This is a genomic window from Fodinibius sp. AD559 (assembly GCF_052712805.1).
In genome coordinates this window covers 330,079-345,834 of record NZ_JBQPVW010000003.1, presented here as the reverse complement: position 1 = coordinate 345,834, position 15,756 = coordinate 330,079, and the positions used below count along the sequence as shown (strand labels likewise).

Genomic DNA, 15,756 nt, shown 5'->3' with positions numbered 1-15,756 from the left:
TAGACGTTAGAACTGGTGAAAGGGATAGTATTAGCAAGTAAGATAGTATTTCTTGCAATTTTTGGAGGGATATTATGTCTCGAAGCGGAGGCGGTTTCCACTTTTAATACTATTCCGGTGCAACATCAAAAACCCACGCTCATTGAACGGAATAACCCGTTTGAGCTTCGCTTTTCGGCTCCCTCAATCAATGCAAATGAGGTAGCTGATGCGTACCTTTTTCATAAGACAGATGGTGAAATGGGTTTCCGCCAAAAACAGGTGGCACTTGTCTCTTCCAGTTTCTTGACAGAGTTAACGATAGAAGATGCCCAGGCAAATGAGCTGGAATACTATCTGCAGATTCATCTGAATAACGGTGAGACTATTACTTATCCAAGTAACGATGCTTCTGGAAGTCCTATTCGTGTTGAGATCGTAGATCCCCAGAAAAGTGAGCGGAAGCGTAGAATAGAAGAAACAGGTGTTGATTATACTATTCTATCCCCCGATCCCGGTACCGCCGTTTCTCAGCAGGATGTAGTAGTAGCATTGACGTTGTTTTATGATCCTATAGAAATTGATACCTCGGGCTCCTTTCGTATGTACATTGATGGGAAGGATATAACGGAACAGGCCAATGCCAGCGATTATTTTTATACCTATTCTCCTGATGATTTATCGATGGGAGAACATACGGCTGAGTTTAAGATTGAAAAGAAAGATAGTGCTATTGTTCTTGCCGATTGGAATTTCTCGGTAGTGGTTCCCGGTCAAACTGGAAATGCATCTACGAGAGCACAGGAGCGACAGAGCTGGATGCCGCAGGGAAATGTGGAGCTCCGGGCACGAAATCAACAAGTGGGTGGATATCCCAATGATGCATTAAGTGGCAATATCAGAATATCGGGACAAAAAGGGGATATCTCTTATTCGGCGTTTGGGTTGCTGACCACGCAGGAAGATCCGCGCTTGCAGCCTCAAAATCGTTATGGCCTTAATTTATATGTGGATAATTGGCTTGAACTTGAAGCGGGACATGTCTATCCAATCCTAAGCACTTATACTATTGCCGGTCAGCGAATACAGGGAGTTAATGCCGGTTTTCGTTTTTGGGATGAAACGTTAAATCTACAGCTGATTTATGGGAAGTTGCGCCGTGGAATTGATAATATTTATGACGAAATTTCTGTCGAAGAACAAGCAATCGGAGGGGCACAAGACCCGGTTCGGTCGTATACGCTAAATACCGATGAAGGCGGGACTTTTCGGCGTAAAATTGCCGGTGGACGGATTGGATTTAAGAAAGGCGATCGATTTAATATTGGTATTAATGTTGTAAAGGTCGAGGATGATACGAGTTCCATTCGTTTGATTGATGATTTTAATGATGTGATGGCGGTAGATCCCGGCCTTGCTAATAATCTTAATAATCAATATCGACAGGAGCTGGAAAATAATCCTGATAAACTTGGTGTCCGTGGAAATCCAACACCCAGAGGAAACTTTGTAGCCGCCGCAGATATCAAAACACGATTTGATAATAACCGAATACAATTTGAGGCTGATGGTGCGGTGAGTTTGCTTAATCAGGATATTTCGGAGGGCACTTTAACACAGCAGGCGGCCGACCGTATTGGGTTTAATATTGCTGAAGATACTGAAAATATGCTCGATCGTCTTTCCTGGCTTATCATTATTAACGAAAATATGGAAACATTGCCCATCCGCTTTGATGAGGGGGCGACCAATACTTCAGCAGAAGTATTTTTTCCAACAAGTATTTTAGCCGGACAATCCCAATTGGGGTTTAGCTATTTTAATAATGATTTATGGCTGCGTTATCGATGGGTGGGGCCGGGATATAACTCCCTGGCGAATAGAACTATTCGAAAAGATATTGCAGGTTTTTCATTAAGAGATCGCGTCCGTTTATTTGAAAACCAGATATATCTAACGCTTGGTTACGAAAATCTGCATGATAACGTTATTAATAACAGGGATGCCACTACGAGCACTATAAACTACCGTGGTAATATTAGCTGGTATCCATCCAACCAAGATTTGCCAAGAGTAAGTCTGGGTATGATGAAACGCACCAGAGATAACGAAGTAGGTTTGAATAATCCGTTAGTAGCATCTATGGTTGGTACATCGGAGCGAGCAGCAGTGCAGAATCTTGTGATCCAAAACGAAGATACATTAAGCACGCCAACACCCCGACTTTCTGATACCTATCAATTTACGGCGTCGGTTAGCAAGGAGTTCTCTCTGATGGGAACCTCGCACGATGCCAGTATTAACTACTCGCTATTAAATACTGCTGACCAGGTATTTGAATATGGGGATTCACAAAGTCACAGTATTTCTTTCCGGGTAGTAAATCGGTTTCAGAATTACCCACTGCAAACAAATATTGGCTTTAATTACAACAACTCAGAAACATCGGGCGGGCTGAGTGATGTAAAAATACTGGGTGCGAATGTTGGCGGAAGTTTGTTTTTGTTTGATGACAAGTTAAATATCGAAATGTCGTTAGCCTTTACCCAAAATCGGTCAGAGTCTATTCCGTTAGTAATCAGTAACAACGATACCCCACAACTGTTATTTGATGATTATTATATACCCGGTCCGTCAGCGAATGGGTTGGTAACTGAGAGTAACTCTTTTATGATAAATACCCGCACGAGATATAATTTAAGTGAAAGGCATTCCTTTCTTTTAGATTTTAAATACTCGAATGTTCGTAATGTTCTCTCATCTTCTATTACGTATCCGAATGATCATCTGCTTCAATTACGTTATATCTTTAATTTCTGATTATGGCTGAAGCCCAAAAGACATGGAAAAGCAGACTTGTTTTGCCGGGACTTCTGCTTGGCAGCTTGCTTGTGACAATATTATTGGCTTTTTCTATTCCTGTAACGGAGCTTAAATTAAATGTGACGGATAAGCTATTTGATCTGCGCGGGCCAATCTCTATTGAAGACTCATCCATTGTTATTGTTTCAATTAGTCAGCAGGCCGACCAAGAGATACCATATAAATATCCCTGGCCAACAAGTCTACATGCAAAGCTTGTTGAGCACCTCAATGAAGCCGGAGCCAAAGCTATAGGATTTGATGTAATTTTTGACAAAAGGGACAACTACGATCTTGCCAATGATTCGGCATTTGCAGAGATGATCAGCAAGCATGGCAATGTTGTTTTGGGTTCGAACATTCAAAGTACAGCACAGAGCAGAGGACAGGGTAGCAGTTCAACTTCACTTACGATAGTGAGGCCTAATCGGGTACTACAAAGTGCAAATAAAAACAGAAGTGGTATCGTAAGGGCTCATTACGATACTGACGGAGCTATTCGGGAATATATATTAAATCTTGAGTATAACCGACAGCGGATGTATTCGCTGGGTTTGGAGTTGCTAAAATTGCATTCTGATATTGATTCAACCCAGATAGATGAAGCAGAGGAGTATTTAGATTTTGGATCGTATAAAATTCCAAAATTCAGAGATCATCTCATGTCGATAAACTATTTTGGACCTCCGGGAACGTTTCCCCGCTATTCGTTTGAGACCGTAATTGACGATTCGAGCATTGATCTTGCTTCCGAAGATTCTACATTTCAGATAAACTCGTTTTCTGATCCCAATTTTGGTCTCAAGCATACCGATGTTTTTAAGGATAAGATTGTGCTTGTTGGGGCAACAATGCCTGAGCTACACGATCTGCATGCAACTCCGTTTGCCGAACAGGGCACCATGCCCGGGGTAGAAATGCATGCTAATGCTATCCAAACCATATTGTCAGGAAATTATATTTATCATGTTAGTCCCTGGAAGAATATAGCTCTTTTGATAATTGCCATTGCTGTAATGGTTTTTGCCATCCGCCGCCTCTCGGGATTTTGGGGTTTTGTACTGTATCTGTTGATAAGTTTATCTGTTATAGGTGTAGCAATATGGACGTTTTTCGAGTTTAATATTGTAATTGATATGATTGCAATGCTTACGGCGGTATCTGTTGGATATATTACCACGCAGAGTTATCAGTATATCGTGCAACAGCGCGAAAAACGGCGTATTCAAGAATTATTTTCATCCTATGTTTCGCCGGCTATTGTTGAGGAGATGGTAGAGGAGGGGAAGGAACCTGAGCTGGGGGGTGATGAAGTGTATATGACGGCCTTTTTCAGTGATATTCAATCGTTTTCTACTTTTTCTGAGCAGATGCCGGCCAAGACGCTGGTAAAGCTGATCAATGAGTATTTATCAGCTATGACGAATATAATACGAGAGCATGGGGGCACACTTGATAAATATATTGGGGATGCTATTGTAGCCTTTTTTGGTGCTCCGGTCTCACGCGAAGATCATGCTTATCAAGCGTGCGTGGTATCCCAGCTTATGCAATATAAATTGGCAGATCTTCGTGAACAATGGAGGGCGGAAGGGGAGCAATGGCCCGAGATTGTACAGCATATGCGTAATCGTATAGGTATTAATACAGGGGTCATGGTAACGGGCAATATGGGATCGGAAAGCCGATTTAATTATACCATGATGGGGGATAATGTAAACCTTGCTGCCCGGTGTGAAAGTGGAGCCAAACAGTTTGGAGCGTATACGATGGTTACCAAAAATACTAAAGAGGAGGCGGAAAAATATGGTGATCGCTGTGTATTCAGGTATTTAGATCGCATAGTTGTGAAAGGGCGTACAGAACCAGTGGATGTATATGAGGTAATGGGACTTCGTGATAAATTAGATAAACAAGAGTTTGTCTGTAAAGAAAAATTTGAGATGGGAATAGAAGCTTATAAAAGAAAGCAGTGGGATCAAGCCATCGAATTATTTCAAGCATCTTCGGAATTGGAAAGTTTTATCCCGAACGATGATTCCTTTATTTATACAAACCCCTCTCTGGTATATCTTGACCGTTGCGAAGTGATGAAGGAAAATCCTCCTCCTGAGGATTGGAACGGCGTTTATGTAATGAAATAAAAATGGTATTTAGGGCTAATTTTGTTTGCCAAACACCCCGGTAAAATCGTATATTTACACTTCGAGGGTAGGCCCTACGCAGCCAGCTCCCTCTGAACTCCGTCAGGACCGGAAGGTAGCAGCGGTAGGAGGTTGTAGCGGCGTGATGTAGGTCGCTTACCCTCTCTTTTTTTGTCTTATATTTACAATGATGTAGTGACTTTCCCTGATTTAGACTGGAAATTTGTCTGAAAAATACTCACCACCTTATTGCAGCTGGTTAATCAGTGTTATTTCTAAAATCAGCTTACCCTACGTTCAATATCATTGGCAATATGCTCAGCATGGACGCGCGTATTTTCAATGAATAACTTGCTGGTATCCATCCCACCGCACACTACACCGGCTACATACATGCCTTTGCGATTCGTCTCGAGTGTTTTCTCGTTGTAAACCGGCATTTTGTCTTCATCGTCAGTGAGATCAATACCAAAGCTCGTCATCAAATCGAAGTTTGGTTTATAACCGGTCATGGCAAGCACAAAATCGTTGGCAATGGTTTTTCTGCCGTTGGGCGTATCCAAAACAACTTCATGTTTTCGTATTTCTTTGACCTCGGTATTAAAGTAGCCGGTAATTTCCTCGTTTTTAATACGGTTTTGGATATCAGGCTTTACCCAATATTTCACTGATTCCTTAATTTGTGAATTACGAACAGCTAATGTGACATTGGCATTAGCGCGATAGGTTTCTAACGCAGCATCAACAGCCGAATTTCCGCCGCCAATAACAAGCACATCCTGCCAAGCATAGGCATGGGCTTCATCATAATAGTGACGAACCTTGTCGAGGTCTTCACCGGGGATATTCATCATTTTGGGCACGTCATAAAACCCGGTAGCAACCACTACTTTTGAAGCTTCGTAGCTGTCTTTATCAGTTTTAACGGTAAAGGACTGATCCTGCCCTGCAATATCCTGTACTTCTTCATATAGATGAATATCCAGATCATAACTTTCGGCGGCGCGGCGGTAATATTCCAGTGCTTCGCGACGCGTGGGTTTTGGATTGTGAGAAATAAAAGGGACATCACCAATCTCTAACCGCTCAGAAGTAGAGAAAAAGGTCATGTCTTTGGGATAATGGAAGATGCTGTTGACCAAACAGCCTCGTTCAATAATTTTTGTGGGGATGTTTTTTAGTTTCAGTTCAATAGCGGTGGCCAATCCAATGGGGCCGGCACCAACAATGATAACCATATGAGTTTTAATAAGATGTTCGAGAATTTTGGCTGTTAAAATACAGCTTTTAACAAAAGAGACCCAAGATCAGTTCTATGAAATTATCAATAAGGGAGATAGGCAATTCCTATAAATTACTGCTTAAATAGTTTTCAATCACAAAATTGAGCCATCCCCGGGGCTTGCTCCAAAAACCAACGTGTCCTCCTTTTTCGGAAATAATATAATCGGTATATGGATTTTGGTTAATCTTTGCCAAAGGCATTGCTTCAATTGGGCAGAGCGGATCTTCTTTGCTGTGAATGAGCAGTGTATCGATGTTTATTTCATCTATGAATCGTCGGGCCGAGCATTGTTCATAGTAGTCTTCGGCCCCCTCGAAACCGTGGAGGGATGCGGTAACCTTATCATCGAACTCGTAAATTGTAGCTCCTGAAAATTGAGGTAGCTTAGGAAAGCGTTTTCGCTTTTGATCGAGTTTTTGGCGCAACGTCCGCAGAAAACGGTATTCGTAAATACGGTGAAACCCTTTTGAAAGGATAATAGAACCGAGCCTCAGGTCATAAGGTACGGATACGGCAACAGCTGTATTGACTAAGCTTTCTTTACCGGTTTCGCCAAGATATTTGACGAGGGCATTGCCACCAAGTGAAAATCCTACGGCTCCAATCTTTTTATTGGGATATTTTTCCGAAATCCAGTTAAAAACTGTTTGATAATCGTTTGTTTCTCCGGAGTGATAAAACCGTGGCTGGTTATTGAGCTTTGACCCGCAGCCCCTGAAGTTTATGCCCACCACTGAATAGCCCTTGTTAATGAGTACTTTCATGAGCTCTACTATATAATAGCGCTCGGTTGAGCCTTCGAGCCCGTGAAATAGGGTAATGATGGCATCAGAGTCAGATTGGATATGACAATCGAGTTCCAGAAAGTCATTATCGGGAGTTGCTATTTCAATCCTGTTTAAGGGAGGTTGTTGGGTATCCCCCAATAATGAGCGAGCAATGGTATGAACATGACCATTGAAACACCAAGACGGGGATCGAAGATGGGGAACATGTCGCAGGTTTGTTTTCATATTGGAATACTAAAAACTATTGGATTTCAATCTCAATGTTTAAGTGATTGGGGAAACTTCGTGATATCAACGGGAGGGATTTTCTTATAAATATGTAGAAGACGGATGATACGTTATAGAGCCTTTATTTTTGTTATTGGAATTGTTTGAGAATCACGATCCGTTGTAAGACGAATGAAGTAGACGCCGCTGCTCAAATTGTGAGCATTGAAAGTTAGAAAATGAGCGCCCGCTTCAAAGTTGGTATTAGTTAACTGGCGAACTTTGCGCCCCAACACATCAAAAACAGTAAGTGTTACGTGAGAATCGTGGTCAAGATTGAAATGAATTTCGGTTTCCTCATGAAAGGGATTGGGATAATTTTGGAAAAGCCTGGTCTGCTGTGGAGTCTCATCGGCTGTAGCTCGGCCTGTGGGTGAAACTTTAAATAGGTTCCGGGATCGTGCTTCAGCGATTTGATCGCGCAGTTCATTCAAATCATCCCCAAAAGCATAGACGAAACCCACCGTTATATCGGCCCCCGGATTTAATGTATAAGGTCCTGAGCTGGTAACGGCAGAAACGTCGGTATTTTGCAGATCTGTTCGTACCGTTTCGGCTGTTAGTGATGCTTCCTTTTCCGCATCAGAAAAACCATCATAGATACCAAAAGTGACCGAGTCTTGTCTCCCCTTTATAGTATTATCAATGGCAAGGGCCCCCGAAAGTGGACCCAAATGTGCAACGGAAACCATCGGCTGGGTACTTGAAGAGGAAGCATCTGAGATATAGAGCAGGCTGTCGCTTTCACTGAATGCAATGTTATTATTGCCCGAGTTGCTGCCAATATCCCAGTCGTTGAATAATCCGACGTACATATTTTTCATTGTTATAAATTTCGAAGGGTTGGTGATGGTATACTTGACAAAGAATACATTGCTGATGCCTGGCTTATCATAGGCGAAAGTTTCCAATTGGATAGAAGCTCGTTTTGCACTGTCATTTAAGGTAACAAATCGGGTAGATCCTGTTAGACCATTTTCATCGTCGGTTGGTAGAATGGTAACGGCATCTTGAGGCAGAAAATCGCGAGAAACGTCTCCACCGGTAGTGCGAACAGCATCAAAAAGTTCCTCATTGAATTTCATTATAAGTCCCCCTTCAAAGAGTAGGTTGTCTCCCTCTTGATATCCGCCGGAACCGTCGGGATAGCGGGGGATAAAGCCAACGCCGCCGCGCCCGGCCAGGGGATCAGAAAAGCCCAATGTACCCTCGGCGCCGAAAGAGGTTTTTACGTTGTTGGCAGCGATGATATCAAAAAACATATCTTCGTAAACGAGGGCATTAAAATCGTCGTAACTCAAGCTATTGTCACGAAATTCTAAACGAAAGGTCGGTATTTCGGTAAGATCAAAATTGCTTGAAATTCTTATTGGGAAACTTAAATCCATGGTATCACCGGTAGCGAAACTTCCCAACTGCTGCTGCGAGTTATCCAGTTGTACCTCACTCTCATTTATTGATAAAAGTTCCAGTTCGAGGTTAGATGTGCTGGTTCCTACATTGGTGATAGTTACTTCAATCGTTCCCTCTTCGCCCAGCGAAAGCTTGTTGCCCTCACTGTTAATAAATTCTTGTGATACTACTTTTAAGCCCGGCAGCTTGGTATTCAGGGCCCGGTAGGCATTAATTGAGCCATGGCCAAGTTGATGCTCAAGGTCGGGATTTGAATCATCAATATAATTGGCTGATCCTCGAATTTGCATACCGATACGCTCGGGCCCCCAATTGGGGTTTAGATCCTTAACAAGAACGGCAAGCCCGCTAACTACGGGTGCAGACATGGAGGTGCCCTTTTTAGAAATGTAGTCGTTGTTGAAGGAGGTGCTGAGAATATCGGTGCCTGTAGCTAACACATCCAGATTATATCCAAAGTTTGAATAGGAGGATCGATTATCATTTGGTTCTACTGAACCCACAGCCAAAGATTTATCATAACGGGCCGGGTACGCTGTTCTGTTGGCTTCGTTACCGGCGGCGGCAATGATAAGGGAACCCATTTGCGTGGCAAGATTGATAATATCTTCCTCGGCCTGGGAGGCCGATCCGCCACTCCAGCTGCAATTTATGATGTCAGCCCCGTTGTTTGCGGCATACAAGATGCCCTCGTATCCAAAGCCGATAACGTCGTCAAAGTTGGGAGCACCGCCCGCTTTTACAGGCATATAGGTAGCGTTGTAAGCGGCGCCGGCAACTCCTTCTCCATTATCTGTTTCTGCTGCGGCGATGCCGGTTACGTGTGTGCCGTGATCGGTGGCATCATGTATGGGATTATTGTCTTGCGTGATGTTTTGATCGGTACTGCCCGACTCCCAGAAATCCCAGCCAAAAAGGTCATCAATGAATTCATTATTGTCATTATCAATATTATCTGTAAAATCGGAATCAGTATGCAGGGCATCTTCCAGGGTAATACTTCCATCCCCATTATAGTCTGCGCCATTTTGTTCAAGATAGGTTTGTACATTTGAAGCAGTGACCTCCCCATCACCGTTTTTGTCGGCTTGTGCAAAAACTGTGGGGGGAACTTCATTTTGGTTTACCCAGAGATTCTCATTTAGCTCGGGATGCGTATAGTCAACGCCTCCATCGACTACGGCAACGATGATATCTCGTGAACCTTTGCTAAAATCCCAGGCATCGGTAAAGTTGTGGGTGTCTACGAACTTTTGGATATCGGGATCATTAGGCACAGCATTTAGATGGCGGATATATCTGGGTTCGGCATAGGCTACACCGGGCATCCTGTTTATTTTGGAAGCGAGTTGTGCCGGATCAATATTATGGCTGTAAATCACTTCGTTAATGCGGAGAACATCGTTTGCTGCAGGTACCCTCTGGACTTTAACCAGCTGCTGTGTATTTGATGAAAGAAGGGGACGACTGACCTGCACACCGTACTGATTGAGCAGTTGCTGTACTGCTGTCTTGGGATTGTTGCCAATTTTTCGTTGAATCTGCTGTAGTTTTTGGTCCGATTCATACTTTATAATAAGCCGATTGGAAAAGTAATCGGGTTTCTGCATTTGTGAAACACCCACTAAGGGTAGCAGAAAAACGAAGATAAGAAGAACAGCTGGTAGCTTTTTAAGCATAGAGATATAAATGTGCAGGGCAGTTTATAAACAGGCACAGGTCATTAAAAATCAATATAAAAATAGTATATCAGTTTAATGACGTATATTCAATTTGCTGGAAATCTAAAAATAAAATGGTGGGAACATACAACCTATAACAGGCAACATTAAAGATTTAATTCAGTTATTGTAACTGTATAATTAATTGGGCAATTTTAGACGCCATTGAATGTCCGTTTTAATCGTATATCGTAATAAATTAACGCACAATGAATAAGAAGGTATTTGTAAGATCTTGCAAAGTTCTAACATCTGCATTGGTCCTGGTTTTGTTGACAGGTGTTATATCCAATGTTATTTATGCTCAATCACAAAGTTCACCCACAGACAATAACGGGATTCGTCCCTTAAATTATGATGTGGGCATCCACGGATTGACAGCCAATACCCATTGGCTTAGTGATCTGCATTACAAGGGCCATACCGATTCCTTAAGCTTTGACGGCAGTTCGGAGCTTGAGTTTGTCTATCGGAATGTTCGCACTATGTTTCCGCGGCTGGGGGTAGGTTTCCAAGTGGTAACCAGTTTTTTTACGGATAGTAAAGACGCCGGCTTCGGGATAGGAAGCTGGGGGGTTGGACCTGTTGTTCGCGGTTATCCTTTTAAAACGGACCGACTGCAGCCATATGTACAATTAAATTCATTATTTGGGAATAATCTGGCAATGGGCACTCTTGCTAATACCGATAAGGATTACGGTTTTCGTGTTCGCTTTGGGGTACGTGCCGGTATGGGTATTCGACTTACCAACTCATTAGGGATATTTACTGAGATAGGATATGACTGGGAGAGTAATCGCCTTTTTAAGGCCGACAGTCGAAATTTACAGGCCAATATCGGAGTCGATTACTACCTGTTTAACTAATAGGTTCTGTACTAATTGTTGCTCAGATCGTCGTGCGGACGCTTTAGCGAGTCGGGAATATCTTCTTTTTCATCCTGAAGGCGCTGAATATACCGCTGACGTTTGATAGCCCCACGTCGCAAGCCGTAGTAGGTACCTAAAAAGGCTGAAAAAATAACGGTGAGGACAAATACCAAGTGCAGTTCTGCCAGCCCCACATCTTTGGTATAGACCCAGAAAATGGTCGGCAGGATAGTAAGAAATGCCATTGTATAGGCGACTCCGCTCGCATTCAGAGCTTTAATAGCAAATCTGCGACTGATTCCAAAGTTTAGGTTTAGAAATACCAATCCAAAGCCGAATAGAAATAGATAGCCGGTAGTGCCTTCGTGGGCGACATATTGGATAAAACTGTTTGATATGATAATGAACAGTAATCCGAACACAAAAGCGCCGCTAACAAATGCAAAAGTTCGTTGCCAATTGGTCATGAAATAAACTTGATTATAGGTTATTTGAGGGAAAGATAAACTGAAATAGAAATTAAGTGATTCTAAAATACCAACAAAAAGAGGGGGAAGCTAATCAGTAGTTGCCGGATATGGGTTCCCTTTGTAACCAATTTTCCGGATCCAGGTTTTTGTCGTTCTCGCGTATAAGAAAAAATAGACTCTCACCTTTCGGAGAATCCTCATCGCCCGAAAGTCCCAGAATATCACCCTGATTCAATACTTCGTTTTTACGCACTAAAATCTCACTTAGGTTGCCATAAGCGGTGATAAAGCGCCCGTGTTTAATAATGACGACATCCCCATAGCCGGGAACAGGGCGAATATTCATCACGTATCCATCATGTACTGCTTTGACTGAAGCTTGTGCATCTGCCACAATTTCAATCCCAAGGTTTGGAGTTTTTGTTCCATAGACGGGATGCACCTTGTTGCCAAAATGTTCGGCGATAGTTCTGCTGTCGACCGGCCAGGGGAGCTTCCCTTTATTTGATGAAAATCGGTTTTCGATTTCTTCCATTTTATTGGAGTCCAGAAAATTATCGAGTTTAATAGGCTCCGAATATTTTTCAACTTCGGCCGCACGTTTGGTGTCATCCTCAATTTTTTTGGCAGCGGCCAGTTTTTTCTGTCGTTCTGCTTCTAACTGACGAAGCTTTTGTTCCCGGGCTTTTCGTATTTCTTCTTCACGACGAATGAGATCAGTCAGGGTGTTATCAAGATTATCTTTTTGCTGCTGAACTTCTTTCAGTTTTTTATTGATTTCTTCTCGGTTTTCTCGTAGCAGTGCTACATTTTTTTCCTGTTGTTCTTTCTTTTCAGCCAGCTTTTGTTTCTCGTTTCTAATTTCTTTTAATACTGCCTCATTTTTTTCTTGGGCTTTAACCAGCTGCTTTTTAGTTTGCTCAAGTTCCTTTTCGGCTTGGCGAATTTCCTGAGCCTGCTGTTCACGATAGTCATTGAATTTTTCAAGATAGAAGGAGCGTATCAGCATTTGATTGATAGAGGAGGCCGAAAAAACAAGTGCCAGTTGTGAGGTACGGCCCTGCTTATATAGGTAACTCAATGTTTGTTTATAGTTCTCAATCAGGCGTTCTAATTCAGCCCGTTTGGCATTCAGCGACTCTGTTGTAATAGCAATCTCTTCTTGGATCTGGGATTGCTCCTGCTGCAGCTGAGATATTTTCTCATCCTGAAGGGCAATAAGCTGTTTTAAGTTTTGATACTTTTCATATAGGGCTTCGTACTTTTCTTCAGCTTGCTGCAGCCGCTGTTCGAACTCATTAATCTTTTTATTCAGACGTTCAATTTCGGCGCGCGTATTTTTCTGCTTCTCAACGATATTGTTACGCAACTCGTTGAACTCCTTCATGATAGCAGTCTGACCGTAAAGGAGGTCAGGAGCCACCAACAAGCAGGTGATAATCGCTATGAGACTATATATTTTTTTCATTCGTGATAAATAGGAATATCGTCTGGTAACTCAATTATTAGCGCGTCGAGCGTAGGATTTAGTTCTAATGCTATTAACTGTAAGGCAATTTTTGATTTACCTTCAGGTCCGAATATACTAATTCTGCGCGGAAGGGTGAATCCCTCCATTGAAGTATAAGCATCATATTTAATTTTTGAATAGGGCAGATTGGTTGATGCAGGTTGTACGATCTGCCGTATAGTATGCGAACTTTTATCAATAAAAACTTTGGTATCTGTTTTTAACTGTAGCTGGTAAAGGGTTTCATTTTCCAAGAATTGGTCAACATCTTCTTCTTTGACTGAATAATTTAGCATGTCCAGAATATTGAGTGAGGCCAGTCTGTTTATGCGATTCAGACTTGCACCCTTTATCGCTACTTTTCGAGCATATTTTTCTACTTTATTATAGATGAGAAGCGTATCGCCATCGGTGAGCAATTGCCCCCCCTCAATGCCCAAACCATTGCGAATGGTTACCAGGCTTTTTTGCTGGTTACTGGCAAAACGGATAGTGACGCGCTCGGTATTACCAGGCTCGCTTACAATGGCTCGACCTTTGCCTTCAACGGATTGCAAGGTATCACTGTAATCGGGCAGTTGGTTAACGGTTTGAGATAGATTTTCTTGGGATGGATTAAAATTATCGTCAACAAGTTTTTGGGAACTCGAACAGGAAATCATCACCAGGCATAAACATCCCAATAAAAAGTAATGTAATATATGTTGGCGTGGATTCACGTTTCGTCCGATATTTTTTCTTTGAGATGAGTTCTTGTAGAATCCTTGTTGAGTGCTTTTTGCCACCACTTTTTAGCCTCGTCTGGCTTATCAAGTTTAAGTAAAATATCGCCCATATGTTCCAGTGTCTCGGCACTGGGGTCACCGGAATCAATAGCTTGTTGAATATATTTTTGGGCTTTTTGCAACTGCCCCTGTTTGTAGTATATCCATCCAACGGTATCCAGAAACGAAGTATTGTTTGGAGAAAATTCTAAAGCTCGAAGCGCCAGTTCTTCTGCTTTGGAAAGTTGTTTGCCTTGCTGGGAAAGGTAATAGGCATAATTATTGTAAATAACAGGGTTTTGGGTATCCAGATCTATAGCTTCCTGATAATTTTTAAAAGCAAGACTCCAGTTATTCTGTCCGGCATAAGTATCGGCCAGAGAGCCAAAAATATTGGCTTTTAGCGGTCGCCGTGCGGGAAGCGCAGATGCTTCTTTGAGATGCTGTTCGGCGCTATGGTACTGTTGGGAAGATAGATAGGCGTTACCGAGAATATATAGCAGGATGGGATCTTGGGGAATTTTTTGGATCGCCTGTTTGCCGGCTTCGATAACTTCGTCAAATCGACGTTGCTTAAGCAGGAGTTGCAGTCGTTTTTGCCAGGCGGAATCGTTTGTGGGATTAAGTTCTGTTGCTCGGGCAAGGGCACGGAGAGCGTATTGAGTCTGGTCGGTGTTTAAAAAGAAATCTGCTGCTAATGCATAAGCCTTGCCAGATTTTGGAGCAATGTGGATAAGCTTTTTGAAAATGTTATTCGCCGTTTGCTGAATCGCAGAATTTGAAGGATTATTTTTGTATTTGCTATAGATAAAATTCGCAACCTCTTCCTTTGTTTTGTGGCCAATTGTTGAGTCATCTATAAGAACCCCCAGCGTTTTTTCTGCGCTATCCCATTTGGCTTGTGCCAGGTAAATATCGGCAAGGATTATTCGAGATTTGGGATTCTTGCTGTTAATCTGAAGGGCATTTTCAATGACGCTATGAGCTTCGTCTGGTTTGTTCAGTTGCAAATAGTAATTGCTCAACAGGTGGAGCGTAGAGAGATTTCCTGGATCCATCGAACGGATTTTCTCCAGTTCAACAATAGCTGAATCTTTCCTATTTAGCTTATTGAAATTTTTAAGTTTTTCAACCCGAAGGGAACTCATTTCTCCCTTTAGCTGAAGTAGTTTATTATAAATTGTGTTCGACTGTTTCAATTTGCCTAATTTGGTATAGATTTGGGCAAGATCATAAAGAATGTCGATATCTTTAGGATGATAGGTTAAGGCATTTCGCAGTTCCTTGGCTGCAGCCTCATTATTGCCGATGGCTTTGTAAATTTCAACAAGTTGAAGATGGTACCATTTGTTTTCAGGATTGAGAGTTTGAGCCTGTTTGCTGTAGTATTCAGCATTTTCAAAATCATTTATCTGCAGGTAGGCATCGGCTAATGCAAAGTTAATTCCGGGATGATCAGGCAGTTTCACGTAGGCCTTGTTTAAAAGGCTGATTGCTTCTTCATAATTATTATTCTCAAAAGCAGCTAACCCACCAATATAAGCAGTTTGTGCTGCAATATATTCTTGTTCTTCGATAGTTTGGTTTTGTGCGGAAACCGAAGATGCAGCAATAATACATAGCAAAACGATGAAAATGTATACGGATGCAACCCGGTTATGTGATAAAATAGTATTCATAAAAA

Annotated in this window: 10 protein-coding genes and 1 other RNA gene; 4 read left to right on the top strand and 7 right to left on the bottom strand. The window is 42.2% G+C overall.

The features are described from left to right. The first annotated feature begins 15 nt into the window (after positions 1-15). The 3 genes from ACQ4LT_RS07205 to ffs all read left to right on the top strand — a co-directional run bounded on the left by ACQ4LT_RS07205 (position 16) and on the right by ffs (position 5,150). Positions 16-2,799 carry a hypothetical protein gene (locus ACQ4LT_RS07205; RefSeq protein ID WP_445665353.1) on the top strand — a complete coding sequence of 928 codons (2,784 nt, stop codon included), beginning with the start codon at positions 16-18 and terminating at the stop codon, positions 2,797-2,799. A 2-nt stretch (positions 2,800-2,801) separates the two neighbouring features. Next, positions 2,802-4,985, top strand: a complete 2,184-nt coding sequence (locus ACQ4LT_RS07200; protein ID WP_445665352.1) for a CHASE2 domain-containing protein — start codon at positions 2,802-2,804, stop codon at positions 4,983-4,985. 65 nt (positions 4,986-5,050) lie between these two features. After that, positions 5,051-5,150: signal recognition particle sRNA small type (gene ffs, locus ACQ4LT_RS07195), an RNA gene on the top strand. 116 nt (positions 5,151-5,266) lie between these two features. Here the strand turns inward: ffs and ACQ4LT_RS07190 are convergent. From ACQ4LT_RS07190 to ACQ4LT_RS07180, 3 genes are all read right to left on the bottom strand, one after another. Continuing rightward, on the bottom strand, positions 5,267-6,223 hold the full coding sequence (locus ACQ4LT_RS07190; protein ID WP_445665351.1) for a YpdA family putative bacillithiol disulfide reductase: 957 nt from the start codon (positions 6,221-6,223) through the stop codon (positions 5,267-5,269). A 109-nt stretch (positions 6,224-6,332) separates the two neighbouring features. Beyond that, positions 6,333-7,283: a YheT family hydrolase gene (locus ACQ4LT_RS07185; protein WP_445665350.1), complete on the bottom strand. Its 951-nt coding sequence runs from the start codon at positions 7,281-7,283 to the stop codon at positions 6,333-6,335. A gap of 113 nt (positions 7,284-7,396) precedes the next feature. Beyond that, a complete protein-coding gene (locus tag ACQ4LT_RS07180; RefSeq protein WP_445665349.1) occupies positions 7,397-10,417 on the bottom strand; it encodes a S8 family serine peptidase in 3,021 nt (1,006 codons plus the stop codon). 251 nt (positions 10,418-10,668) lie between these two features. Here ACQ4LT_RS07180 and ACQ4LT_RS07175 point away from each other — a divergent pair, with 251 nt between their 5' ends. Beyond that, positions 10,669-11,325 carry a hypothetical protein gene (locus ACQ4LT_RS07175; RefSeq protein ID WP_445665348.1) on the top strand — a complete coding sequence of 219 codons (657 nt, stop codon included), beginning with the start codon at positions 10,669-10,671 and terminating at the stop codon, positions 11,323-11,325. A gap of 11 nt (positions 11,326-11,336) precedes the next feature. Here ACQ4LT_RS07175 and ACQ4LT_RS07170 read toward each other — a convergent pair whose 3' ends face one another. The 4 genes from ACQ4LT_RS07170 to ACQ4LT_RS07155 form a co-directional block, all read right to left on the bottom strand. Continuing rightward, entirely contained in the window at positions 11,337-11,795 is a 459-nt protein-coding gene (locus ACQ4LT_RS07170; protein WP_445665347.1) for a hypothetical protein, read from the bottom strand. A gap of 94 nt (positions 11,796-11,889) precedes the next feature. After that, positions 11,890-13,266: a murein hydrolase activator EnvC family protein gene (locus ACQ4LT_RS07165; RefSeq protein ID WP_445665346.1), complete on the bottom strand. Its 1,377-nt coding sequence runs from the start codon at positions 13,264-13,266 to the stop codon at positions 11,890-11,892. Further along, positions 13,263-14,027, bottom strand: a complete 765-nt coding sequence (locus ACQ4LT_RS07160) for a DUF4292 domain-containing protein (protein ID WP_445665345.1) — start codon at positions 14,025-14,027, stop codon at positions 13,263-13,265. Before ACQ4LT_RS07160 ends, ACQ4LT_RS07165 begins: the two co-directional genes overlap by 4 nt. After that, positions 14,024-15,751, bottom strand: a complete 1,728-nt coding sequence (locus tag ACQ4LT_RS07155; protein WP_445665344.1) for a tetratricopeptide repeat protein — start codon at positions 15,749-15,751, stop codon at positions 14,024-14,026. Before ACQ4LT_RS07155 ends, ACQ4LT_RS07160 begins: the two co-directional genes overlap by 4 nt. Positions 15,752-15,756 lie beyond the last annotated feature (5 nt).

Excerpts from the sequence above, each read along its gene's own strand:
- ACQ4LT_RS07185 (WP_445665350.1), bottom strand. The coding sequence starts at position 7,283 with ATGAAAACAAACCTGCGACATGTTCCCCATCTTCGATCCCCGTCTTGG.
- ACQ4LT_RS07190 (WP_445665351.1), bottom strand. The coding sequence starts at position 6,223 with ATGGTTATCATTGTTGGTGCCGGCCCCATTGGATTGGCCACCGCTATT.
- ACQ4LT_RS07175 (WP_445665348.1), top strand. The coding sequence starts at position 10,669 with ATGAATAAGAAGGTATTTGTAAGATCTTGCAAAGTTCTAACATCTGCA.
- ACQ4LT_RS07180 (WP_445665349.1), bottom strand. The coding sequence starts at position 10,417 with ATGCTTAAAAAGCTACCAGCTGTTCTTCTTATCTTCGTTTTTCTGCTA.
- ACQ4LT_RS07165 (WP_445665346.1), bottom strand. The coding sequence starts at position 13,266 with ATGAAAAAAATATATAGTCTCATAGCGATTATCACCTGCTTGTTGGTG.
- ACQ4LT_RS07200 (WP_445665352.1), top strand. The coding sequence starts at position 2,802 with ATGGCTGAAGCCCAAAAGACATGGAAAAGCAGACTTGTTTTGCCGGGA.
- ACQ4LT_RS07170 (WP_445665347.1), bottom strand. The coding sequence starts at position 11,795 with ATGACCAATTGGCAACGAACTTTTGCATTTGTTAGCGGCGCTTTTGTG.
- ACQ4LT_RS07155 (WP_445665344.1), bottom strand. The coding sequence starts at position 15,751 with ATGAATACTATTTTATCACATAACCGGGTTGCATCCGTATACATTTTC.